The organism is Leucobacter sp. UCMA 4100 (genome assembly GCF_027853335.1).
In the GTDB taxonomy this organism is placed as follows: domain Bacteria; phylum Actinomycetota; class Actinomycetes; order Actinomycetales; family Microbacteriaceae; genus Leucobacter_A.
Window position 1 is genome coordinate 2,390,581 of sequence record NZ_JAFEUS010000002.1, and the last position, 22,792, is coordinate 2,413,372.

The window sequence follows — 22,792 nt, forward strand, 5'->3', positions numbered from 1 at the left end:
GCCTCAGATGACGAAAAACACTTCTCAAGATCACCAGTCTCAAGAGCACGATGACGAGTTCGACCAGGCCGCCGCTCAGGCCGCCGGTGAAACGACACACGATGACGTACTCTCACGCGTGCTGAGCCGAGCAAACGGGCCTTCAAGCACCGTCTTTCGCGATCTCACCCAAGCTGAGGCGCTCGATACTGAAGAGCATGATGCCTTCGACGATGACATGCACGCGATTCGCCTCGAGCGCGAGCAGCGAGCCTCACTCAAACGGGTCGGCGGGCTTTCGACCCAGCTCGAAGACATTTCAGAGGTTGAATACCGCGAGGTGCAGCTCGAAAACGTCGTGCTCATCGGGGTGTACTCACAGGGCTCGCTGGCCGATGCCGAGAACTCGTTGAGGGAGCTCGCCGCGCTCGCAGAGACCGCCGGGGCCAACGTGCTCGATGGTGTACTGCAGCGCCGCCCGAACCCCGACCCCGCAACGTACTTTGGCAAGGGCAAGGCCGCAGAACTGCGCGATCTTGTCGCCTCATTGCACGCCGACACCGTTATCGCCGACAGCGAGCTCGCGCCCAGCCAGCGCCGCGCACTCGAAGACGTCGTGAAGGTCAAAGTGCTTGACCGAACCGCCGTGATTCTTGACATCTTCAGTCAGCACGCGCAGAGCCGCGAGGGTAAGGCGCAGGTCGAACTCGCGCAGCTCGAATACCTGCTTCCACGTCTTCGTGGTTGGGGCGAATCAATGTCGCGTCAGGCCGGTGGCCAGGTTGGCTCAGGAGGCGCGGGCATGGGGTCGAGGGGCCCCGGTGAGACGAAGATGGAGCTCGACCGGCGCAAGATTCACACGCGCATGGCGAAGCTCAAGCGAGAGATCGCGGGCATGGCTCCAGCTCGTGAGACCAAGCGCGCCCAGCGTAAGCGTGGAAAGGTGCCCTCGGTCGCCATCGCTGGTTACACGAATGCTGGTAAGTCATCGCTCGTGAACCGCCTGACTGGCGCGACCGAGCTCGTGCAAAACCAGCTGTTTGCGACGCTTGACACGGCGGTGCGCAGTTCAGAGACACCAGACGGCCGCACCTTCACCTATGCCGACACCGTTGGCTTCGTGCGCAACCTGCCGCACCAACTTGTTGAGGCTTTTCGCTCGACCTTCGAAGAGGTTGGCGATGCCGATGTAATCTTGCACGTGGTTGATGCCTCGCACCCCGACCCCGCCGCGCAGCTCGAAACCGTACGCGATGTGATCGCCGAGGTCGACGCAAACGACATTCCTGAGATCGTCGTGTTTAACAAGAGCGACATGATCGATGAGACGACGCGTCTCGTGCTGCACGGCCTCGAGCCCAAGGCAGTCTTTGCATCGGCGAAAACTGGCGAGGGCATCGACGACATTCGGGTACGCATTGCTGCCGCGCTTCCCGAGCCCAAGCACGATATCGTCGCGGTCATTCCCTATGATCAGGGAGGGCTCGTCTCTGAACTCCACGAGCAGCACCGCGTGCTCTCGCTCGAGTACGAGCAGGAGGGCACGAGAACCCACGCGCTCGTCAGTGATCAGATGCTTGCGCGACTTGCGCCGTACCTGCGCGACGAGTCAGTCGAGTCAGGCGAGTCAGACCGCTAACCGGCGCGGCCTGGTAGGGCGGGTGGCCCGTCTCGTTAGTCGAGGCGGGTCAGGTAGAACTCTGGTGCTGCCGGTGTGCCACCAACCTTGCACTTGAACCAGCCGTTACCCATGGCATCGCTCGAGGCTGGGGCCTTGAAGAACCAGGCGTTGCCTTCGCGCTTCTCGACGGCCTTATGGCTCTGCCAGTCGGGGCTGAGCCCAGGGAAGAGACGGTCGCCCTCGGCGACGCAGGCGTTTCTCGCCGTTTCCTGGGTGAACGTTGCCACGACGGTGCTGTCATCGGTGGTCGTTCCTGGAGTATCGTCGCCCTGGCCATGCTGCCCGCTACCGTCGGTGTCTTGCTCGGCGTGTGCTTCGGGTTCTTCGTTGGTGCTCGGCGCGTCTTCCTGCGCGGTCTCGCTTGACTCTGCAGGCGCCTGCGCGTCGCCCTCTGGTGCCTGAGCGGTCTTGGCCCCGAGGTTGGTAATCGCGGCAATGAGGCCGAGGAGAGCCAAAACGATGATGGCGAAGATGAGGCCAGAGGCCCGTTTCTTCTTCGGGGCGACTGGCTGCTCAGCGTCGGTCGGGGGAACGCCCTGCGATGCCGGGTCGTTCCCGGCCGCTGGGCCTTCGCTCTCTGGCCCCTGACCTGGTTGCGTGTGAGGGTTCATCGAGTCAGACATCTTTTCTCCATGGGTTCGCTGTGCATGCGGGGCGTACCAGTGAAACCTGATTTCGGGCCTCGTTACGCTGTGAGCATGCACCTCTAGTGTACTGCGGCGGTCGCGGCTAGGCTTAAGGTCCCGGCGCGCTACGAAAGCGGGGAGGGTCTTTGCTTCGGCGCACGGGTAAGCGTGAAGGAGACTGTATGCCGCACAAGGATATTCCGAGACGCCAAGATATCGAGGCCCTGGCCTCGGCTCGAACGCCTCACTCGGTTTCGATTTACACGCCATCTGGGCCCCTGCCTGAAGACGCAGAAAAAGCCCGAATTACCCTGAAAAACCAGGTCCGTGATGCCGCAACCCAGCTGAAAGAGGCTGGCGCCCCGGCTACGACCATTGAACATCTCGAGAACGTGCTCGAAGGGTTCATGAGCGACGCACCGTTCTGGAAATACCAGGCGCAGTCGCTTGCGATTTTCATCACACCCGAAGATGTTCAGAGCTACCGCCTACCGAACCGCTTTACCGCGACCGTAGACGTGGCTGATCGGTTTTACATCAAGCCGCTCATGCGCACGATCACCTTTCCACAGTCGGCCTTCGTGCTCGCGATGGCCCAGAACTCGGTGCGTCTCATCCGCGTGACGGCCGATGAGCCCGGCGAGGTGCAAGAAGTACCAGACATGCCGACCGACATGGAGTCGTTCTTGAATCGCGACGTGCCTGAGCGTCAGAAGTTCGATCGTGGCGAGCACGACGACGCGGTGCGGGTGCAGCAGTTTGCCGCAGCGATCAATAAGACGGTCTATCCTGTCGTGCGTGCCACGAAACTGCCGCTTATTCTTGCCTCGGCAGACACCCTCGCAAACGCCTATAAGCGCGCAAACGCCTACGAATACCTTGCGCCTGAAATGATCCACGGCAATGTCGAGGGGGTCTCGGCCGACGCGCTCGCAGAGAAAGCGCGGCCAGTGCTCGACTCGCTCTATGCGGCCGAGATTGCAGAGGTCGTCGACCACTTCAAGGCGCGAGAAGGGCAGCTTATGGGGTCGAGAGACCTCGAGACAGTTGCTCTCGGTGCGAGTATGCACGCCATCGATACGCTGCTCGTCGACTTTGACCAGCGCATTGCGGGAACCCTGGCTGATGACGGCACGGTGACCTATTCAGAAGCCGACGATGCTCAGAACTACGGTGTGGTCGACGAGATCTTGCGGCGCGCACTCGTGGTGAACGCGCGCGTGTATGCCGTACGTGCTGCCGAGATGCCCGATGGGGCGACGGTTGCCGCGACATTCCGGTTTCCTGTCTCGTAGGGGCGCATAGCTCCCTCGTCTCGGTGCTGGCCCTTAAGCCGCACCAATGAAAACGCCCCGTGGCACACGTTTCGTGCCACGGGGCGTTTCTGCTTGAGAGGTCTCTAGAGAGAGCGGAAGACAGCCACAACCTTGCCGAGTACCTCGGCAAAGTCGCCGAGAATGGGCTCAAACGCACTGTTGCGCGGGAGCAGCCACGTGTGCCCGTCACGTTGGCGAAAGACCTTCACGGTCGCCTCGCCGTCGAGCATTGCCGCCACGATGTCGCCGTTTTGCGCGTTGTTCTGCTCACGCACAACAACGAGGTCGCCGTCACAAATGGCGGCGTCGATCATGGAATCGCCGACAACCTTGAGCATGAAAAGGTTGCCGTCACCGACGAGGTGCCGGGGCAGGGGCACGAGGTCATCGACGTGCTGCTCTGCAGTAATGGGAATGCCAGCAGCGATTTGCCCGACGAGGGGAACGAACGCGGTTTCGGCTGGCTGCTGCTCATCGTGGTTGTGGATCGAGTCGTGCACACTCGCGAGTTCGGTCAGGACCTCGAGCGCACGTGGTCGCTTCGGATCGCGGCGAATAAAACCTGCGAGTTCGAGCCGGCCGAGCTGATGCGTGACGCTCGAGAGTGAGGCGAGCCCAACCGCATCACCGATCTCGCGCATGCTTGGCGGATACCCCTGCGTTTCAACCTCCCGCGAGATGAACTCGAGAATGGCGAGCTGTTTTTCTGTCAGCACTTTCTTGGGGTCGCGCTGTGCATCGGTCGCCATGGGCCTCTCCTCGATCAGCAATGTCGGTGGTGTGGTGTTGGGTGTCTCTTAGTAGCTCACCGTAGTTGGTTTCGCGCAGTGCCGCAAACATGTGTTCGAGTGTTTAGCAAAAAATATTCGAATACAGCTCCAGTGAAGTCTTGCAAAAGTCAAAAATAGAATGTATGTTCGAAACAGGTGTTCGAATCCCGATGGTTTCGAACGGAAGGAGATAATCATGAACGCTACGGTGTACGCGACTGCATCGCACATCGAGACGCAGGCTATTGCGCAGCGCACGACCCTTCGTCTTACCCGCCGCGGGCGGCTCGTCTTCTCGACGCTGGCTGCCAGCGTTGTCGTTGCCGGTATCGCCCTTGGCGCACTGTTCTTTCCCTCGAGCGCTCAGGCCTCGATTGAAAACACCGACCCCGTCGCTTTCGAGTACATTGTTGCTGAGCCCGGCGACTCGCTCTGGTCGCTCGCACAGCGCATTGCGCCGGGAGTTGACACCCGAGACGTTGTCTATGACTTGAAGCGCCTCAACCAGCTTGAAGGCTCTGACATCGTTGTTGGCCAGGAGATCGCGGTACCCCTGAACTACACCGAGTAGCGCGAAGGGGTATGGGGAGGAATGGGCCCCTGCTTCCTTCTGGGAGTGCTCTGGTTCCACAGCGAGGTGTGTGAGAAACCCTGAGGCCAACACTCTGAGGCAGGCACTCTGTAGAATGACAGCTATGAGTGCAACCCCACGCGTCGCAACGCTCACGCGCGAAACGAGCGAATCACAGATTTCTATCACCGTAAACCTCGACGGCACTGGCCGCTCCGAGATCGAGACGGGCGTTCCCTTCTTTGATCACATGCTCACCGCATTTGCGAAGCACTCGCTCACCGACCTCACAGTGAAAGCGAACGGCGACGTGCACATCGACATTCACCACACAGTCGAAGACACGGGCATTCTGCTCGGTCAGGCCATTCTCGAAGCGCTCGGCGATAAGGCCGGCATTTCTCGCTACGGCGACGCACTCGTGCCGCTCGACGAATCGCTCGCACAGGCTGCCGTCGACATCTCAGGCCGACCATACCTCGTGCACACGGGCGAGCCAGAGGGGTTCGAATTTCACCTCATCGGCGGCCACTACACCGGCTCAATGGTGCGACACTTCTTCGAGGCACTCGTGCTGAACGCGCGCCTCACGGCTCACATCACCCTCGTCGCAGGGCGCGATCCGCACCACATTGCAGAGGCCGAGTTCAAAGCATTCGCACGCGCCTTCCGCGTGGCAAAGTCACTCGACCCGCTCGTTGAGGGTATTCCCTCAACCAAGGGCAAGCTCTAAGCCAATAACCTCAGCACGAAGGAACACTGTGACACAGGCAAAGCTCGAACTTCTTCCGGCCATCGACATTGTGAACGGCAAAGCCGTCATGCTGCACCAGGGTGTCGCAGGAACCGAGACCGACTACGGGAGCCCGCTCGATGCGGTAACCGAGTGGGTGAAGCGTGGGGCAGAGTGGGTGCACATCGTTGACCTTGATCGTGCCTTCGGGCGCGGGTCGAACACCGAACTCATTCGCGAGGTCATCGACCGAACCGGTGAGGTGAAGGTTGAACTCTCGGGCGGCATTCGTGACACGAAGAGCCTCGAGACCATCCTTGAAATTGGCCCAACGCGCGTGAACATTGGCACGGCAGCCCTTGAAAACCCCGAGTGGACCGCCGAGATTATTGCCGAGTACGGCGACAAGATCGCCGTGAGTCTCGACGTGCGCGGCGAAACGCTCGCAGGCCGTGGCTGGACCAAAGAAGGCGGCAATATCTGGCAGGTACTCGATCGCCTTGAAGCGGTGAACTGCCCTCGATACGTCGTGACCGACGTGACGCAAGACGGTACGCTGCAGGGCCCCAACGTCGAGCTGCTGGCCGAGATCTGCAAACGCACCGAGAAGCCGGTCGTTGCCTCAGGTGGCATCGCAACACTCGCCGACCTCGAAGCCCTGCGAGGGCTTGTGGGGTCGGGCCTCGAGGGCGCGATCGTTGGAACGGCGCTCTACGACGGGCAGTTCACGCTCGAAGAAGCGCTCACCGTTGCAGGCCGCTAGCGCGGAGAGAAAGGCATACAGAGAGCAATAGCATGGCGATCAAGAAGCTGCCCTCGACGGGCGATATGCCGAGGTCAACCGGTGTTCCCGAGAGCCTCGTTCCGGGCGGCGCACACGATTCGGCCGGGTTCACCTGGGAAGGGCGAACCTTCGACCACCATGGCACCGCGTTTGCCGATGACACGGGTGAAACCCCGGGGGCAGTGAGCAACGCGATCGCCGCGGTGCGTGACTGCGTCGCACAGCTTGCCGAAGAGGGTGACGCTGAAAAGCAGGCCAGCCTCTTGGCAACATTGGCTGAGGCGCACGCCAACGTTGTCGCCGTGTGCTCGGGAGAACGTTTTCTCGTTCCACTCATTACGGAGGCGGGCGATTTCGGCCTGACGCCAGAGGGCAAGGTCGTCGAGAAATCGCAGGAGCTTTCGATCGTGACCGTGAAAGCCCCCGACGGACGCGGCGCCATGCCGGTGTTCACCTCGGTTGCCGCGATGCAAGCGTGGAACGCTGAGAGCAGGCCCATTCCCGTTCCCGGTGCCCAGGTCGCGCTTGCTGCAGCCCAAGAAGAAACCGACCTCGTCATCATCGACCCGGGCCAAGAAGCAACCGAATTTGCCGTCAGGCGGCCACTGCTCGAAGCCTTCGCCCTCGGCACAGCGGTACTGCCTTCGTGGGCAGACCCCGAGGTGCAGGAGGCGTTTGCCGCGTCGGTCACCGACGAGCCTCACGTTCGTCACGTTGTGCTCGCACCAGGCGATCCCGCGGGCCGTTTGCGAGGGCCAGAAACCTCGGTGGGGCTCGTGCTCGAGCCAGGTCTTGACCAGCAGGCACTGCAGGAACTGCTCGGCAGGCTCCAAGAACGCTGGGCCGCAGACGAGCGCATCGCGCACTCGGTCGATGCGATCGGTGTGAAACTGCACAGCGCCTAAGCCTGGGGCTTGGCACAGATCACGGGCGCTCGGTGGCGGGTATCTCGCGTCGTTAGCCGAAGAACGCGAGCAACGTCACGTAGCACGCAGTGCCAACGAGCACGCTCCACATGGTCTTGCGCTTCGTCAGGTAGTGCACGGCGATGGTGACCGCGAGACTCGCGACCGTGATCCACCACGTTGCCGGGCGGGCCGTGAGCTCACCGAAAAAGGTGACCGCGGCGAGAATGAGCATGATGCCCACGGGCATCCACTGCCCAAGTTTTTTTACGAAGGTCGCCTTGCGAAGCTTCGAGAGAATCGCGAAGGGGAGAGCCCGCAGCAGTACTGTGATGGCGCCTGCGATGGCGATTGCCACGATGAAGTAGATCGTTTGCGTCATTGGTCACTCCCATCGTTCGACTCGTTGTCTTCACTCGTCCTCGGCAGGCCGCCGCGACGCAGCAGGAGATAGCGTGCGGTAAGCAGGACAAAGAAGACTGAGAGAGCAACGATCATCGCGCTACCTGGCGCTGCGACGAGCGCAAAAGCGACTGAGACGCCCGCGAGCAGCGTTGAGGTGAGCTCGCGCTTGCCACGAAACGCGTCGAGCGTCATGACGGTGAAGAGCGCAACGAGGGCAAATTCGAAGCCCTCGAGCGTTTGGGGCAGGGCGCTCGCGAGCCACACGCCAAGCAGCGATCCGCCAACCCAGTAGCTGTGGCAGGCGATCTGCATTGAGAGTAGTCGCGGGCCTGAATTCTGCGAGGCGGGCACCATAACCGCCGTAGCGTACGCCTCGTCAATCATGGCGTACACCGAGTAGGCGCGGCCGATGCCCGGTTTCGTGAGGTGCACGGGAAAGGAGAAGGCGTAGAAGACGTGCCGAAAGTTCACGGCAAAAACGGTCACCGCGATCGTCGCGAGGGAAGCGCCTGCCGCGAGCAGGCCGACCATGAGAAACTCGACCGAACCGGCGAAGATGCCGATCGAGAGCGCGGGGGCCACCCACCAGGGCAACGCCGACTGTATGACGAGAAAACCGAGGCCGATGCCGAGCGGGAAGATGCCGAGGCCGACCGAGAGGGAATCACGAAGACCCGCCCTGATCTGTTCGGGGCGGGTCTCGGGAGCATCGGTGAGTGACAAGACGGGTTAGTAGACCGGGCCGGTCCACTTCTCGCCGGGGCCCTGGCCAACGGCGTCGGGAATCGGTGAGGCCTCGCGGAATGCCAGCTGAACCGAGCGCAGGCCGTCGCGCAGGCTGCGCGCGTGCGAGTCGCTGATCTCGGGGGCGGCCGCGGTGATGAGCCCGGCGAGCGAGGTGATGAGCTTGCGCGCTTCGGCAAGGTCAGTCTGGTTCTCTGGGTCGTCTGCGAGGCCGCACTTGACCGCTGCGGCGCTCAGCAGGTGAACCGCAGCGGTCGTGATGACCTCGACGGCGGCAACGTCGGCAATGTCGCGTGTGGCGTCGGCCACGCTCTCTTCGTATGAATCCTGATCTACCGTCGTGGAATCGGGAACCTGCTGATCGCTCATAACTTCCTTTGGTTGGTTCTTCGGCGGGTTTCTGCTAAAGTAGTGGAGGCTCTCGGCGTTCCTGCCGAGATGGAAGAGGAGATTCTCCCACCCGCGCCTCTTATAGGGTACCGGGTTGTTCGCACTCCGTCAGATTCTGACAGCATAAAGGGTGTGGGTGTGGTGGCGTACGCGCGCGGCCGCTCCGGATCATTTTTTCCACCTGCGTTTGCAGGAGCCACCGGAACTAGATCTAAGGAGCCCGCGATCAGCGAAACCCGCATCAACGACCGTATCCGCGTCCCAGAAGTCCGCTTGGTTGGCCCCAAGGGAGACCAGGTGGGCGTGGTGCCGATCGGTACTGCCCTGCGCCTTGCGCAGGAAGCCGATCTCGATCTCGTCGAGGTTGCCCCGAACTCAAAGCCGCCCGTTGCCAAGATCATGGACTACGGCAAGTACAAGTACGAACAGGCCCAGAAGGCGAAAGAATCACGCCGCAACCAGGCAAACACCGTACTTAAAGAGGTTCGCTTTCGTCTGAAGATCGACACGCATGATTACGAAACAAAGTTGAAGCGTGCCGTTGGTTTTCTCTCGCAGGGCGACAAGGTGAAAGCCATGATTCAGTTTCGAGGCCGCGAGCAGCAGCGCCCCCAGATGGGTGTCGACCTGCTTCACAAATTTGCCGAAGAGATCGCCGAGTACGGTGTAGTCGAGTCATCGCCCCGCATTGACGGGCGCAACATGGTGATGGTGGTTGCTCCGCTCAAGAACAAATCTGAAGCAAAAGCAGAGCAGAACGCTCGTCGCGCCGAGGCGAAGGCAGCTCGCCGTGAGACCAAGTCTCACGAGCAAGAAGAAGCCTCAGCCGAGTAAAGACTTGAACGGCCTAGCCGTTCACACACCGTGACCGCGAGTTTCGCGGAGCACACAACACAAGGAGAAACCGATGCCGAAGCAGAAGACCCACTCCGGAGCCAAGAAGCGTTTCAAGGTCACCGGAACTGGGAAGATCATGAAGCAGCAGGCAGGCATGCGCCACAACCTCGAGGTTAAGGCTTCGAAGCGCAAGCGCCGCCTGAACGCTGAGACCGTTCTTGCCCCGGGCGATGCGAACCAGGCTAAGCGCCTTCTCGTTCGCAAGTAGCACTCGAAGACATCCACACACTTAAAGGAAACACACCATGGCAAGAGTAAAACGCGCCGTCAACGCTCAGAAGAAGCGTCGCACTACCCTTGAACGCGCCTCGGGATACCGCGGCCAGCGTTCACGCCTGTACCGTAAGGCGAAGGAGCAGCTGCTCCACTCGCACGTATACAGCTACAACGACCGCCGCAAGAAGAAGGGCGACTTCCGTCGTCTCTGGATTCAGCGCATCAACGCCGGCGCTCGCGCAAACGGCCTCACCTACAACCGCTTCATCCAGGGCCTCGGCCTCGCGGGTGTTGAGGTTGACCGCCGCATGCTCGCAGAGCTCGCGGTAAACGACCAGGCAGCATTCGCCGCCCTCGTTGAGGTTGCCAAGAAGGCTCTTCCCGCCGACACTTCGGCACCGAAGGCTGCGTAACTCACGCCGAATTACGTTTCTCACAATGCCCCGCACGGTTTCGTGCGGGGCATTGTGCTTTGTGTGGCGGATCATCGAGTCCCGTGCCGCCTTGCGCCGTCTGCGAGCGATCCTGCGCCGGTGGCTGAGTTTCGAAACGCTGGCCACGCGTCACCTTTCAGCTAGGGTAGATGCGTGAACCACGACATTCTTGATAACCCCAAAGCCCCACGAATCAAACGCCTCTCTCAGCTGCTCACGAAGAAGCAGCGGGTGATCACCGGAACGTTTCTCGTCGAGGGCCCGCAGGCCGTTGAAGAACTGCTCGCTCACCGCCCGGGGGAGGCCGAGACGGTCTTCGTACGGTACGACGGCTCGGGGTTTCCGAACATCGAGCGCCTCGCAGAGGAACAGGGCGTCGAGGTCTTGCTCGCAACGCCCCAGGTGATCGCGGCGCTGAGCGACACCGTGACCCCGCAGGGCGTCGTTGCGGTCGCGCGCATGGCCGAGGCTGATCTCGTGTCAGTGCTCAAGGACGCCAAGCTCGTCGCGATCATGCACGAGGTGCGCGATCCCGGTAACGCCGGAACGGTGCTGCGCGCTGCCGACGCTGCTGGCGCCGACGCCGTGGTATTTGCCGGCGAGAGCATCGACCCGTGGAACCCCAAGGTCGTACGTTCGACGACCGGTTCACTCTTTCACCTCCCGGTCGTGACCGGTGTGACGCTCGAAGAAGCCACCGAGGCTGCAACCGCAGCAGGCCTCACCACGATCGCCGCCGACGTTCGAGGCGACGACCTGAGCCCGAGCGACGAATCGCTCGCGGGCCCCGTCGCCTGGGTCTTCGGGAACGAGGCGCACGGCCTCAGCGAAGCCGACCGCGCTCGTGCCGAGCGCTCGCTGCGCCTGCCGATCTTCGGGGCCGCAGAGTCGCTGAACCTCGCGACGGCCGCGTCGGTGTGCCTGTACACGACGGCTTTCGCGCAGCGGCAGGGCAGCTAGCCGCGCGCTTCTTGCCGCGCTTTCCGCTGCCTCGGCCGCGGTGCGCGTTCATTTCGACGCTACTTGACGGAAAGCAGGGTGTGAGACGCAAAACACCCTGCTTTCCGTCAAGTAGACGCGAAAAACGCAAACACGAACGCACGCCCCGACCGCGACCGCGAACGCGCGCCGAGACCGAGACCGAGACCGCCCCGAGCGAGCGACCGCGACCGGAACCGCAAACGCCCCGCGCACACGAAACTGCCCCGGGCAGGAAACCCCACCCGGGGCAGTGATCGACCGGACCAGAGGCCGGCCCGGCGGGCGCCTACGCCTTGAGCAGGGTCTCGCCGAGCATGCCGCCGGGTTTCCAACCTGGCAACACGGCGAAGACGGCAGAGCCGACGTGAGTGATCCACTCGTTCATGATGTCGAGCTCGTCGAGCCGCTCTTGGATCGGTACGAACTGCTTGAGCGGGTCAGCCTGGAAGCAGACGAACAGGAGGCCCTGCTCGTCGCCGTCGTCGTAGTTCACGGCGCGGCGGTAGATGCGCTCCTTGGGATCCTCAGAGCGCGCGCGGCGAATGTGCGAGTAGTTCGGGATCACGTGAAAACCGAGCGAGTCTTTCGCATCCCAGTCAGGCTCATCGAATTCCTCTTCGCCGGTGAGCGGGGCGCCGACCGCGAGATCGCGGCCCATCGCCTCTTCGCGGGCGCGGCGGTCGACGCGATCCCACGTCTCGAGTTCCATGCGAATGCGACGAAAGACCATCGCGGTCCCGCCTGCGAGCCAGCCATCAGCAACCCACACGAGTTCATCGAAGTCATCGTCTTCGGGTGAGGGGTTCGTGGTGCCGTCGACCTGCCCCATGAGATTACGCATGGTGCGGTGTTGGGGCTCGGTTCCGCGGGCACGGCGAAAGCCGTCTTGACGCCAGTGCGGATCGGCGAAGGTTCGCACGCTCTTAAGCAGCATTCGGGCCGCGTGAGCGAGGCTTGTTGGGTCATCGGAGGCGAGCTGCAGCACGAGGTCGCCGCCCTCGTAGTCTGGGCTCAGCTCGTCATGCTCGAAGGCAGGGAGGGGGCCGAGCCACTTTGGCACGGTTGCGCCAGGGACACGCTTTACGAGATCGGGACCAACGCCAACCGTCACGGTCAGGAAAGCGGGAAGCTCGGCAAGCTCAGGCTCGGTGTCAGCGAGCGGCGAGCGGCCCTCGGTGAGCGCCTCGATGTCAGCCGTGAGAATTCGGAACATGCGCTCGAGCGCCGCAGCGTCGGTGCTCTTCTTGAGCGTGAACGCGAGGTACCTGAGGTGCGCGGTGGGGGCGGTGGTGATGCCCGCCTGGTGCGGGCCTGTTGCACTCACGAGCTCTTCGCCGAACAATCGCTCTTCAGGCGTCCCGCCCGCGAAGAGCGGGCGGGACGAGGCAGCGATCACCGCGGGGGCCGAGACCCCCGCGAGTGTCGTGCCGAGCAGAGCGCGCCTCGAGAGGCTAGTCATGGCTCTCCTCTGAGTGGCCCTCGTGGCCCTCCTGATCGCTGTGGTCACCGTGGTCACCTTGATCTGCGTGCTCGTCGTGGTCACCGTGCTCGAGGTCGCCGTAATCTTCATCGGCGCCCGCGAACTCGCGCACGTCAAGGTCGAGCGTCATGGTCTCCCCGTTCGAGAACTCGAGGGTGAGTGGCAGAACCTCGCCGGGGAGCAGTTCTGAGTCGAGCTCCATGAGCATGATGTGGTGTTCGCCTGGCTCGAGCACGTAGCTCTCTCCCGCGGGAATCACGAAGCCGCCGTCGATCTCGCGCATGATCATCTTGCCGTCAACCATGGTGGTCTCGTGCAGCTCGACAAGGTCTGCGCGCGGCGACGATGCGCTCACGAGCGTGACCTCTTCGTCAGAGGTGTTCTTGAGCGTGCCGAACACGCCGCTCATGCCGTCGGCTGCCTTCGCCCACGGCTCAACGAACTCAATGCCCGACTCGGTCTTTGCGACGTCTTGCTGCGACGCCGCTGGTGCCTTCTCGGTATCTTCGGCTTCGGTCGCGCACGCGGTCAGCGAGAGCGGCAGAGCGAGGAGCGCTGCGAAGGTAAGGGCACGGGTTGTAAAGGTCTTATTCATAGAGGTGTCATCCTTGAAAATGGTGTTGCCTGTGGCCCGCACGGTTCACGTGCGGGTGGCAACGAAAAATAGGAGTTAGAGTGAGCGTTTGCTCTTGCGCCAAAACATCACACCGGCGAGCACAACGATGCCCACTCCGGCAATGGCCATTCCGGTGATGGCGACGGGGGAGAGCTGTGAGGCGTTGTCTTCGCTCTTCTCAGCGTCGCCCTCGTCGGTCTGGCTCTCTTCTTGGTCGGCTCCGGCCGAGGCCGTTTTCTCTTGCAGCGCGGTGAGATCATCGCTCGTCACATCGCCTACACCGAAGAAAAACTCTCCGGCAATGCGGTGGCCATCGCTTGAAACGACCGTCCACACGGCGCGGTATGCGCCATCTTCGAGGTCACCGAGCGTCAGCACGGCGTCTCGACCAATGACCTCGGGAAACCCGAAATCGAGGTCGTTGCCGTCGGCATCGCTGACGGTGATGATGCTCGTGCCGGTGCCCGCATCAAGCAGCTCGTTGTTGTACGAGAGCGTGATGGTTTCGGGTGCGGTGTCGAGAATTTCACCGTTGTGCGGTGTCTGGTCAACGAGCACGTCGTGCGCGTTGGCTTGTGACTGGCCGAACAGGAACATTGCGGGAATGAGCCCGAGTGTGAGCACGGTGAGTACCATCGTGCGCACTGAGAGCAACCGTGCTGCGAGGCCCCGGTCATTCGGGTGCCTGAGGGCGGGGTGCTTCATAGTCATCGTCATGCTTGAGTCCTTAAGAGAGTTGAAGGGTGCAAGAACCGTTCAACTCGGGAGGGCCCCGGTGGGTGATGTGAAAAGCGAGACGGGTTGAGTGCAGCGTGGCTGGTACCGACTGCGTCTTTGCAACGATGGCACGCGGAATAAACGGGACCTGTAGCTGCCGCATGGGCCAGAGCACGCGGGTGAGTACCCGTGCGAGCCTGGTGAGGGCAACGTCACCGTGGCGAATGAGAACGACAGTAATGACGGCGGCAACGCCGTGTGAGAGCCACATCGCGATATCGGCGCCAGCTTGTGCAGGAATGACCGGCACGAACGACTGGACCATGCCGAAGTGCTCGGCGTGGGCTGGAAGCGGCTCATTGGGGCCGCCGCTCGAGACGCCGAGATAGACGAAAATCCAGTGGAAAATGGCTTGAGCGGCAGCGATTGCCGAGAAGGTGCCCGCGATGCCAAAGCGTTTATTCGTGAGGAACAGGGTGAGCGGCAGGGCCAAAATGGTGGCGCCGGCGAATGAAATAACCGCCGGGGTATTACCGCCTGCGAGTACGTGCGAGAGCGCCGCAACAAAAACGGCAGAGAATGACACAATGAAGGCGCGGGCTACCCGTGCCTTGCGTTCGTTCTGGCGTACCTCACTCACGCTCTCCAGTATACGTGCAACGTGCACCGAGATCTGAGTGAGAGCCTTGTAGAATAGCCTTGTGTCAGAAGTGAATCCTATTCAGGCTGAGGCCGTAGACGAGGCGACCCAAGCGGCCCTCGATGCGGTGGCTCAGGCCTCGTCAACGTCAGAACTCAAACAGGTACGTCAGCAGCACCTCGGCGAGCAATCACCTATCGCGCAGCTGAACTCGCAAATGCGCTCGGTACCGAAAGAGGAGAAGGCCCAGACGGGCAAGATTCTCGGTATCGCACGCGGCAAAATCGAGGGCGCTTTCAAAGCCCGCGAAGCGATTATCGGCGAAGAAGAAGCGCGCCAGCGACTCATCGACGAGACCGTCGACGTGACCGCTGCGCCCGTGCGCGACCGCATCGGTCGTCGTCACCCGCTCGCGCAACTGCAAGACCGCATCGCTGACATCTTCGTCGGCATGGGGTGGGAGGTTGCAGAGGGCCCCGAGCTCGAACACGAGTGGTTTAACTTTGACGCACTGAACTTTGACCCAGACCACCCGGCCAGGGCAATGCAAGACACCTTCTTTGTTGAGCCGGCCGATCGCCACCTCTTGCTGCGTACCCACACCTCACCGGTGCAGATTCGTTCGCTGCTCGAGCGCGACCTCCCGGTATACGTGATAGCGCCGGGCCAGGTGTACCGCACCGATGAGCTCGACGCGACGCACACCCCGGTCTTTCACCAGGTCGAGGGCATCGCGATCGATCGCGGCCTGACGATGGCCCATCTGCGCGGCACGCTCGAACACCTCGCGCGTCAGATGTTCGGCGAAGAGGCGAAGATTCGCCTTCGCCCGAACTTCTTCCCGTTCACCGAGCCATCGGCCGAACTCGACATCTGGCACCCCGCGGCAAAGGGCGGGCCACAGTGGATCGAGTGGGGTGGTTGCGGCATGGTCGATCCACAGGTCCTTCGCTCCGCAGGCATCGACCCCGACGAATACCAGGGCTTTGCCTTTGGCATGGGTATTGAACGCACCCTGCAGTTTCGGAACGACATTAGTGACATGCGCGACATGGTTGAGGGCGATGTTCGCTTCACCCAGCAGTTCGGAGGTTTGGTGTAAATGAGAATTCCAATGAGCTGGCTCGGCGAGTACGTTGACATCGCCGAGGGTGCAACCCCCGAGACGCTGCACGCTGACCTCGTGAAGGTGGGCTTTGAAGAGGAGTCGGTGCGTCGTTTCGATGTGACCGGACCCGTCGTGGTTGGCGAGGTTCTCTCGCGCGAACCCGAAGAACACTCGAACGGCAAGGTCGTGAACTGGTGCCAGGTGCGCGTTGCGCCCGAGGGTACGAACGCTGCCGACGGTGGCGAAGACGTGCGCGGCATCGTGTGTGGAGCGCATAACTTCGAGGTCGGTGACAAAGTCGTTGTGACGTTGCCCGGGGCGGTACTGCCCGGTGACTTCGTCATCGCGGCCCGCAAGACCTACGGGCATGTTTCTGACGGCATGATAGCTTCGCAGCGTGAGCTTGGACTCGGTGATGACCACGAGGGAATCATCGTCCTTTCGCGGTTCGGCCTCGATCCTGAAGTGGGAACCGACGTGGTAAGCCTGCTTGGCCTCGACGACATCGCCGTCGAGATCAACGTGACGCCAGATCGCGGCTATGCGTTCTCGGTGCGAGGCGTTGCGCGCGAGCTCTCACACTCGACCGGTGCTGCTTTCCGTGACCCGGCAGCGGCCCCTGTTGTTACCGATGCTTCGGGCTTCTCGGTCACCATCGCTGACGACGCTCCAATTCGTGGGCGTGTGGGGGCTACCGGGTTTGTGACGCGCCTCGTGCGCGGCGTGAACCCCAAGGCCGTGACCCCGGCATGGATGGTGGCCCGCCTGCAGCTCGCCGGCATTCGCCCGCTCGGCCTCGCGGTCGACATCTCGAACTACGTCATGCTCGAGATCGGAAACCCCCTTCACGCGTACGACTACGCGAAGCTGAACGGCGGCATTACCGTGCGCCGCGCCGCGCAAGGTGAGACGCTCGTCACCCTCGACGGTACCGAGCGCACGCTGCACCCCGAAGACCTGCTCATCGCCGACGACTCGGGGCCCATCGGTCTCGCTGGCGTTATGGGTGGCGAATCGACGAAGACCGATGAAACGACCACCGACATCCTTGTCGAGGCGGCGCTCTTCGATCCGGTATCGATCGCGCGCAGCTCACGCCGCCACAAGCTGCCGAGCGAGGCTTCGAAGCGATTTGAGCGCGGAGTCGATCCGCTCGTTGCTCCCGCAGCCGCACAGCGCATGGTTGACCTGCTCGTCGAACTGGGCGGCGCAACCGCGACCGAGGTCGGTTCAACGATCGTCGCTCAAGCGCGCAACGAGGCAATTGCCTTGCCGCTCGGGGCGGTCAACGGCCTCATGGGCACCGACTACTCTGACAACGAGGTACACGAGGCCCTCACGACGATCGGCTGCGCGGTGACCCGCGAGGGCGAGACGCTGAGCGTGACCGCACCATCGTGGCGCACCGACATTACCCGTAAGGAAGACCTGATTGAAGAGGTCGGCCGCATTGTGGGTTACGACCGTATTCCTGCGGTGCTGCCGACGGCTCCCTCGGGCCGAGGCCTCAGCCGCGAGCAGCAGCTGCGCAGGCAGGCCGCAAACGGCATCACCGCCGCCGGGTTGAACGAGGTGCAGAACTACCCGTTCGTTGGCGATGCGATGAACCGTGTGTTTGGCTCGCCAGAGGCTCCCGCCGCCGATGCCGTTCACGCGATTCGTCTCGCGAATGCGCTTGACGGCGAAGCCTCATACCTGCGCAAGTCACTGCTGCCGGGTCTCGCTCAGGCCGCACACCGTAACCTCTCGCGTGGCGAGACCGATCTCGCACTGGTTGAGTTTGGGTCGGTGTACCTGCCGCAGGAGGTACTCGGTACCGACGAGGTGCCACCGCTTGGCACGCTCCCCTCGGCAGAGACGCTCGCAGCGCTCAACGCGTCGATTCCTGAGCAGCCGCTACACGCCGCGGTGCTGCTCGCAGGAAATGCTTGGCCGAAGCAGCCGGGTGAAACGGCTCGCCCGTTCGACTGGGCTGACGCGCTCGATGCGGCAAAGCACCTCGCCGCTTCGGTGCACACGACGCTCATCGTGCGTCAGGGTGCTCACCAGGCCTTCCACCCGGGCCGTACCGCCGAGCTCTTCATCGACACGGCCGATGGCCTCGTCTCGGTCGGCTTTGCCGGCGAGATGCTGCCAGAACTCGTGAGCGAGCTGCACTTCTGGGGCAGGGTATCGATCGCCGAGCTCAACCTCGGTCTCATGATCGAACACGCACCCCGCGAACCCAAGGTTGGCCCGCTCTCAACCTATCCGGCGGCGACGCAGGACCTGACGCTCCTGGTAGCGGCCGATGTCGCTGCAGGCGAGGTACTTCGTGCGGTGACCGAGGGCTCGGGGCCGCTGCTCGAGAGCGCACGTCTCGTCGCAGACTTCCGCGGGCAGGGCGTTCCTGAGGGCGAGAAGGCGATTACACTTGCGCTTCGCTTCAGGGCGTCAGATCGCACGCTGAAGGCTGAAGAAGCGAGCGAGGCCCGAAAGCAGGGCGCACTCGCGGCCGAACAACAGCTTGGCGCATACACGCGCGAAGACTAAACCGTGAAACGGCCGGGCATTCGTGTTCGGCCGTTTTGCTCCCTGCAGGCACCATGCTCGGTCCGTTGCCTGCAGGGAAAGAAGCATTTTGTGAATAGACCCTCCCAAGACTGGGGAATAGGGAATAATGGATCGAGAAGGAGGTGTCGCATTGGGTTGGTTCTCGCGAATCTTTGGGGTTTCGAAAAAAGGGTCTTCCTCAGCAAAGCGGCGCCCACGACGCCTGCCAGAGAAGGTGCTCGCTCCAGTTGACGAAATTGTCGAGCAGGGTGTTCTCGTCGACGGTGTCGCGATTCGCATGAGTGTGAAAAACAGCATCATCATGAATGCGTTGAAGCGCAACGTTGACTACCAGGTAGACGAGATTCATGATCTTGTGCGCGAGCAGGCTTTCGCTCTGGTCGAAGAGCGCGAGCGTGACGCAAAGCACATCGCACGTGTGCGTGACGAGATCAAAAAGTACGGTCGCAGTGCATGGCAAGAGACCGAGTACGGCTCACGCGACATGAAAACGCTCAAGCACCGCGAAGAGGTGTACGAGGGGCTCGCACGCGAACTTCGCTCGCTCGCAGAGCAAGACGAGTTCGTGCATCGGTCTGCTGAGCAGGCGCGCGAGGCCGCATGGCGTGAGATCGGTGACTCGCTGAAAGAGCGGGCGTCGCACCCGTACTACAGCGGCGGATCATCTCCCGAATACCAGAACGCACGCGACGACCGCATTCGTGAGTTTATCGACGAAGACCTGACAGAATTGATCCGCTCACAAAAGGGGTCGGCTGGCGGCTTCTTTAAACGGAAGTCGGCAACGTCGAAAGACCACTAATCGAGGTACGTGGCTCCATCAGCGAGAACCTCCGGGTGACGTCGGATGAGGCCGGCCATAAACCAACACGACGCCTTGACTGGTCGGCCACTCACCAAATCGTGGCCGAGAGCGTGCCTCGCGAGTACCCCTGAGAGGCCCGTGCCCCGCAGCGCTTCGTCGACGAACGTGTGATCGAAGTTCACACCGTCGGTATCGAAGAAGCGGTAGTGTGCGACTCCGCGCACATGATCGGTCTCATCAAGGAGCGCGAATCGTTCGTTTGCTGCTTCGTGCACGATGCGAAAGCCTGCCTCAAGCGCTGCCTCTTCGTTCACAAACCTAGTCATACCGACAGGATATAGTGGAGCGTGTTGTGATGGTAAGGGTGAGACGTAAACGAAACGCGGCGGGCTTTGGCGTGGCACTATGCGCTACCGCGATTGCTCTGACCCTCGGCGCTTGCAGCCAAGAGCCCGAGCCAGAACCCGAACCGCTGACCCTCTCACAGGCCGGTGAAGCCTATGCAAAGGTAATTTGCCCGGTGAACGAAGCATGGGACGAAGTCGACGGCCTGGTTGATGACATGCGCAGTGCGCTGGTGCTGCAGCCTACTGACCTCGAGCTGCGCGAAGAGCTCCTCTCGACGTCGCTCGAAGAACTTGCGAAAACGAGCAAGCGTGCGGCCGACGAACTTGCCGATCAGCGGGGCGTCATGCCCGGGGCCACCCGCGAGCCTGTGCAAGCAATGGTCGAGACGTTACGCGACGACGCAGAGCAAGCCCTTGAGGTTGCAGAACTGCCAGCTGCGAAGATCGTCGATTATGAGTGGCAGGGCGTTGAAGCGGTTACTGAGGCGACAACCAAGGTGCGTGAAGGGCTCGGAATCGAAGCTGGGCAATCGCTGACATGCACGAAAGAATAGGGCCGTAAGATTGGCGTATGACCACGTCAATTCCACATATTCCAACCCTTCAAGACGCAAAGGCGAACGAGGCTCAGAGCAGAGCTCCGTATGCCGAAGCGCTGCAACGACACGTTGCGAAGAAGCCAACGCAAATCATGGTTCCGGGGCACTCCGGTCGCGGTGACGATATGGGTGCGAGGCTCGCCTCTTTCTTCGGAGAGAAGGCCGTTGAACTCGATTTGCCGCTCATGCTGAACGGGATCGACCTCGGTCCAGACTCGCCCATGCAAGAGGCCCAGCAACTTGCGGCTGAAGCATGGGGTGCAAAGCGCACCTGGTTCATGACGAACGGAGCCTCGCAGGCCAACCGCACCGCAGCGGTCGCGGCGCGCGGGCTTGGTGAGCGCGTGCTCGTGCAGCGTAACTCGCACTCGAGCTTTAGCGACGGGATCTTGCTCACCGGTCTCATCCCTCGGTTTATCACCCCGAGCATCGACGAAGAACACGGTATCTCGCACGGCGTGACCCCCAGCGAAATTGCGGCGGCGCTGCAGAGCGCGGTTGAAGAAGACCGCCCCATCGCGGCTGTGTACATTGTGAGCCCGAGCTACTTTGGCTCTGTCTCAGATGTGAACCGCATTGCCGAGGTATGCCATCGCTACGAAGCTGCCCTCATCGTTGACGGTGCCTGGGGCGCTCACTTTGGTTTTCACGAAGACCTACCCGAGTCACCAGTACGCCTCGGTGCAGACCTCGTGATCTCGAGCACCCACAAGCTCGCTGGTTCGTTCACACAGTCGGCGATGCTGCACCTTGGGTATGGCCCATTCGCTGACGAACTTGAAACCCTCATTCAGCGCGGCGTGAACATGACAGCGTCGACCTCGGCGAGTGCCCTGCTTATGGGCTCGCTCGATATTGCTCGTCAGTCGATGGTTGCTGAGACCGAACTCATTGGCCAGTCGATCGAACTCGCGCGCGAGTTTCGCGAGCTTGTCGAGGCCGACGGTCGCTTCTCGCTCATTGATACCGGGTTCTCTGGGTTTGGCGACATTGTCGACAACGACCTGTTGCGCGTAGCAATCGATGTCTCGAAGCTCGGTCAGTCAGGGCACTGGGTGCGAGACCGGCTCATCGAAGAGCACAGCGTTTACTTCGAGATGGCGACAGCAACGACAATCGTCGCGGTACTCGGGGCAGGGCACCTGCATCCCGTCGCCGACATCATGGCTTCGCTGCAGGCGGTTGCCGACGAAGCCCAGACGCTTCCCCCGGCCACACTCTCGTTCCCACCGCTGCCCGAACCGGGTGACCTCCGCACGCTCCCTCGCGATGCATACTTTGGTGAGTCAGAGATCGTTTCAGCCGATGAAGCCGTCGGACGTATCTCGTGCGACTCGCTCGCGGCATATCCTCCAGGCATTCCCAACCTCATTCCCGGCGAAGAGATCACAGCCGAGACCGTCGCGTTCTTGCAGGCTGTCGCGACCTCACCGACCGGGTATGTGCGCGGTGCTGTCGATCCCTTCGTCACTCGCTTCCGGGTGCGCCGCATGTACGGCTAATCGCAGGTGTTCGCGCGCTTCAGACGGTGTTGAGAACCGCCTGAAGCGCTGCATGCATACAAGAATGCCCGCCCCACGAACCGTGTGGGGCGGGCATTCTTGTAGCGCGCTGTGTTGTGCCACAGCGGCCTCTCAGACTAACGGCCGCTGAACGATGGCTTTCGCTTCTCGACAAATGCTGAGGTGCCCTCACGCATATCGTCAGTGCTGAAGCAGTCAGCAAAGAAATCAAGCTCCACCTGCAGACCGTCGAGGGTCGAGAGATGAGCGGTCGCGTTGACCGAGCGCTTAGCAGCGGCAACGGCAACGGGTGACTGCTTTTTTACGAGCTCAAGGTATTCGGTTGCACCCGAGAGGAGCTCTTCCTGCGAGCCGTAGACCCTCGCGGCAAGCCCGTATTCGCGTGCTTCCTGCGCCGTGATGTGGCGTGCACTCAAGATAAGGTCCTTCGCGATTTGCGGACCAACCGCCTTCTGCAGACGCACGGTGCCGCCGAAACCTGGGATGAGACCCAGTGCGACTTCAGGCTGTCCGAAGAGAGCTCGTTCTGAGGCAAAAATCATGTCGCAGGCGAGTGCAATTTCGCAGCCGCCGCCGAGGGCAAAACCGTTTACCGCGGCAATCACGGGAACGGGAAGAGCTTCGAGGTGTGCAGTGAACGTTTGCGCACGGCCCGCGTAGGCACGCACATCATCGGGAGTCATGGTGCTCATCTCAGAGATGTCCCCACCGGCGACAAACGACTTTTCGCCGTCGCCTGTGAGAATGACCCCACGGATAGACCAGTCGGCCTTGCCCTCATCGTCAACCTCGCCGAGCCGGCTGAGCTGTTCAGTGACCTGCGTGAGTTCGCTGATCACTTGCTGCGAGAGGGCGTTGAGTGCCTTTGGGCGTGCAATGGTGACGGTGAGAATCTCATCGGCAATGTTTAGACGAAGTGTCTCGAACGCAGAAGTCGACAGTGACGAGGCGATCGATGAGGGCAGTGACATG

At 61.8% G+C, this 22,792-nt stretch carries 26 protein-coding genes; 15 read left to right on the top strand and 11 right to left on the bottom strand.

The window, feature by feature from the left end; all coding sequences use genetic code 11:
* The first annotated feature begins 7 nt into the window (after positions 1 to 7).
* On the top strand, positions 8 to 1,618 hold the full coding sequence (gene hflX, locus JSO19_RS11085) for a GTPase HflX (protein ID WP_270911739.1): 1,611 nt from the start codon (positions 8 to 10) through the stop codon (positions 1,616 to 1,618).
* Between the two features lie 35 nt (positions 1,619 to 1,653).
* Here hflX and JSO19_RS11090 read toward each other — a convergent pair whose 3' ends face one another.
* Positions 1,654 to 2,283, bottom strand: coding sequence for a hypothetical protein (locus JSO19_RS11090; protein ID WP_270911740.1), 630 nt, complete (start codon positions 2,281 to 2,283; stop codon positions 1,654 to 1,656).
* A gap of 185 nt (positions 2,284 to 2,468) precedes the next feature.
* Between JSO19_RS11090 and JSO19_RS11095 the strand changes: the two genes are divergently transcribed.
* A complete protein-coding gene (locus tag JSO19_RS11095) occupies positions 2,469 to 3,581 on the top strand; it encodes a baeRF11 domain-containing protein (protein ID WP_270911741.1) in 1,113 nt (370 codons plus the stop codon).
* A gap of 104 nt (positions 3,582 to 3,685) precedes the next feature.
* Here JSO19_RS11095 and lexA read toward each other — a convergent pair whose 3' ends face one another.
* A complete protein-coding gene (gene lexA, locus JSO19_RS11100) occupies positions 3,686 to 4,369 on the bottom strand; it encodes a transcriptional repressor LexA (protein ID WP_442915715.1) in 684 nt (227 codons plus the stop codon).
* Positions 4,370 to 4,568: 199 nt separating this feature from the next.
* Between lexA and JSO19_RS11105 the strand changes: the two genes are divergently transcribed.
* The 4 genes from JSO19_RS11105 (at position 4,569) to JSO19_RS11120 (ending at position 7,365) form a co-directional block, all read left to right on the top strand.
* Positions 4,569 to 4,943, top strand: a complete 375-nt coding sequence (locus tag JSO19_RS11105; protein WP_270911742.1) for a LysM peptidoglycan-binding domain-containing protein — start codon at positions 4,569 to 4,571, stop codon at positions 4,941 to 4,943.
* A gap of 124 nt (positions 4,944 to 5,067) precedes the next feature.
* A complete protein-coding gene (hisB, locus tag JSO19_RS11110; RefSeq protein WP_270911743.1) occupies positions 5,068 to 5,676 on the top strand; it encodes an imidazoleglycerol-phosphate dehydratase HisB in 609 nt (202 codons plus the stop codon).
* Positions 5,677 to 5,704: 28 nt separating this feature from the next.
* Complete coding sequence (priA, locus tag JSO19_RS11115) at positions 5,705 to 6,439, top strand: bifunctional 1-(5-phosphoribosyl)-5-((5-phosphoribosylamino)methylideneamino)imidazole-4-carboxamide isomerase/phosphoribosylanthranilate isomerase PriA (RefSeq protein WP_270911744.1); 735 nt, start codon at positions 5,705 to 5,707, stop codon at positions 6,437 to 6,439.
* 32 nt (positions 6,440 to 6,471) lie between these two features.
* The gene (locus tag JSO19_RS11120) at positions 6,472 to 7,365 is read left to right on the top strand and encodes an SseB family protein (protein ID WP_270911745.1); all 894 of its coding nucleotides are present in this window, start codon (positions 6,472 to 6,474) and stop codon (positions 7,363 to 7,365) included.
* 52 nt (positions 7,366 to 7,417) lie between these two features.
* Here JSO19_RS11120 and JSO19_RS11125 read toward each other — a convergent pair whose 3' ends face one another.
* The 3 genes from JSO19_RS11125 to JSO19_RS11135 are packed head-to-tail and all read right to left on the bottom strand — an operon-like array spanning position 7,418 to position 8,883.
* The gene (locus JSO19_RS11125; RefSeq protein WP_270911746.1) at positions 7,418 to 7,747 is read right to left on the bottom strand and encodes a branched-chain amino acid transporter permease; all 330 of its coding nucleotides are present in this window, start codon (positions 7,745 to 7,747) and stop codon (positions 7,418 to 7,420) included.
* Positions 7,744 to 8,493, bottom strand: a complete 750-nt coding sequence (locus JSO19_RS11130) for an AzlC family ABC transporter permease (RefSeq protein WP_270911747.1) — start codon at positions 8,491 to 8,493, stop codon at positions 7,744 to 7,746. Before JSO19_RS11130 ends, JSO19_RS11125 begins: the two co-directional genes overlap by 4 nt.
* 6 nt (positions 8,494 to 8,499) lie before the next feature.
* Positions 8,500 to 8,883, bottom strand: coding sequence for a DUF1844 domain-containing protein (locus tag JSO19_RS11135; protein ID WP_270911748.1), 384 nt, complete (start codon positions 8,881 to 8,883; stop codon positions 8,500 to 8,502).
* A gap of 246 nt (positions 8,884 to 9,129) precedes the next feature.
* Between JSO19_RS11135 and infC the strand changes: the two genes are divergently transcribed.
* The 4 genes from infC (at position 9,130) to JSO19_RS11155 (ending at position 11,411) form a co-directional block, all read left to right on the top strand.
* Positions 9,130 to 9,738: a translation initiation factor IF-3 gene (infC, locus tag JSO19_RS11140; protein WP_270912139.1), complete on the top strand. Its 609-nt coding sequence runs from the start codon at positions 9,130 to 9,132 to the stop codon at positions 9,736 to 9,738.
* A gap of 73 nt (positions 9,739 to 9,811) precedes the next feature.
* The gene (gene rpmI / locus JSO19_RS11145) at positions 9,812 to 10,009 is read left to right on the top strand and encodes a 50S ribosomal protein L35 (RefSeq protein ID WP_217134510.1); all 198 of its coding nucleotides are present in this window, start codon (positions 9,812 to 9,814) and stop codon (positions 10,007 to 10,009) included.
* Between the two features lie 37 nt (positions 10,010 to 10,046).
* A complete protein-coding gene (gene rplT, locus JSO19_RS11150) occupies positions 10,047 to 10,430 on the top strand; it encodes a 50S ribosomal protein L20 (protein ID WP_217134512.1) in 384 nt (127 codons plus the stop codon).
* Positions 10,431 to 10,604: 174 nt separating this feature from the next.
* Positions 10,605 to 11,411: a TrmH family RNA methyltransferase gene (locus JSO19_RS11155; RefSeq protein ID WP_270911749.1), complete on the top strand. Its 807-nt coding sequence runs from the start codon at positions 10,605 to 10,607 to the stop codon at positions 11,409 to 11,411.
* A gap of 307 nt (positions 11,412 to 11,718) precedes the next feature.
* Here JSO19_RS11155 and JSO19_RS11160 read toward each other — a convergent pair whose 3' ends face one another.
* The 4 genes from JSO19_RS11160 to JSO19_RS11175 form a co-directional block, all read right to left on the bottom strand.
* Positions 11,719 to 12,891, bottom strand: coding sequence for a Dyp-type peroxidase (locus JSO19_RS11160; RefSeq protein WP_270911750.1), 1,173 nt, complete (start codon positions 12,889 to 12,891; stop codon positions 11,719 to 11,721).
* Positions 12,884 to 13,507 carry a copper chaperone PCu(A)C gene (locus JSO19_RS11165; protein ID WP_270911751.1) on the bottom strand — a complete coding sequence of 208 codons (624 nt, stop codon included), beginning with the start codon at positions 13,505 to 13,507 and terminating at the stop codon, positions 12,884 to 12,886. Before JSO19_RS11165 ends, JSO19_RS11160 begins: the two co-directional genes overlap by 8 nt.
* Before the next feature lie 75 nt (positions 13,508 to 13,582).
* Positions 13,583 to 14,245 (bottom strand): copper resistance CopC family protein, encoded by a 663-nt coding sequence (locus tag JSO19_RS11170; RefSeq protein ID WP_270911752.1) that lies wholly within the window; start codon positions 14,243 to 14,245, stop codon positions 13,583 to 13,585.
* A 10-nt stretch (positions 14,246 to 14,255) separates the two neighbouring features.
* Complete coding sequence (locus tag JSO19_RS11175; protein WP_270911753.1) at positions 14,256 to 14,885, bottom strand: hypothetical protein; 630 nt, start codon at positions 14,883 to 14,885, stop codon at positions 14,256 to 14,258.
* 61 nt (positions 14,886 to 14,946) lie between these two features.
* Between JSO19_RS11175 and pheS the strand changes: the two genes are divergently transcribed.
* The 3 genes from pheS to JSO19_RS11190 all read left to right on the top strand — a co-directional run bounded on the left by pheS (position 14,947) and on the right by JSO19_RS11190 (position 19,348).
* Entirely contained in the window at positions 14,947 to 15,987 is a 1,041-nt protein-coding gene (gene pheS / locus JSO19_RS11180; protein WP_270911754.1) for a phenylalanine--tRNA ligase subunit alpha, read from the top strand.
* A complete protein-coding gene (pheT, locus tag JSO19_RS11185) occupies positions 15,988 to 18,525 on the top strand; it encodes a phenylalanine--tRNA ligase subunit beta (protein ID WP_270911755.1) in 2,538 nt (845 codons plus the stop codon).
* 235 nt (positions 18,526 to 18,760) lie between these two features.
* Positions 18,761 to 19,348, top strand: a complete 588-nt coding sequence (locus JSO19_RS11190; RefSeq protein ID WP_270911756.1) for an asparagine synthase — start codon at positions 18,761 to 18,763, stop codon at positions 19,346 to 19,348.
* Here the strand turns inward: JSO19_RS11190 and JSO19_RS11195 are convergent.
* Positions 19,345 to 19,677 (bottom strand): GNAT family N-acetyltransferase, encoded by a 333-nt coding sequence (locus tag JSO19_RS11195; protein ID WP_270911757.1) that lies wholly within the window; start codon positions 19,675 to 19,677, stop codon positions 19,345 to 19,347. The genes JSO19_RS11190 and JSO19_RS11195 overlap by 4 nt on opposite strands.
* Positions 19,678 to 19,871: 194 nt before the next feature.
* On the opposite strand from JSO19_RS11195, the gene JSO19_RS11200 reads away from it, so the two are divergent.
* On the top strand, positions 19,872 to 20,252 hold the full coding sequence (locus JSO19_RS11200; protein ID WP_270911758.1) for a hypothetical protein: 381 nt from the start codon (positions 19,872 to 19,874) through the stop codon (positions 20,250 to 20,252).
* Between the two features lie 17 nt (positions 20,253 to 20,269).
* A complete protein-coding gene (locus tag JSO19_RS11205; RefSeq protein ID WP_270911759.1) occupies positions 20,270 to 21,799 on the top strand; it encodes an aminotransferase class I/II-fold pyridoxal phosphate-dependent enzyme in 1,530 nt (509 codons plus the stop codon).
* Positions 21,800 to 21,936: 137 nt separating this feature from the next.
* Here JSO19_RS11205 and JSO19_RS11210 read toward each other — a convergent pair whose 3' ends face one another.
* Positions 21,937 to 22,791, bottom strand: a complete 855-nt coding sequence (locus JSO19_RS11210; RefSeq protein WP_270911760.1) for an enoyl-CoA hydratase/isomerase family protein — start codon at positions 22,789 to 22,791, stop codon at positions 21,937 to 21,939.
* Position 22,792 lies beyond the last annotated feature (1 nt).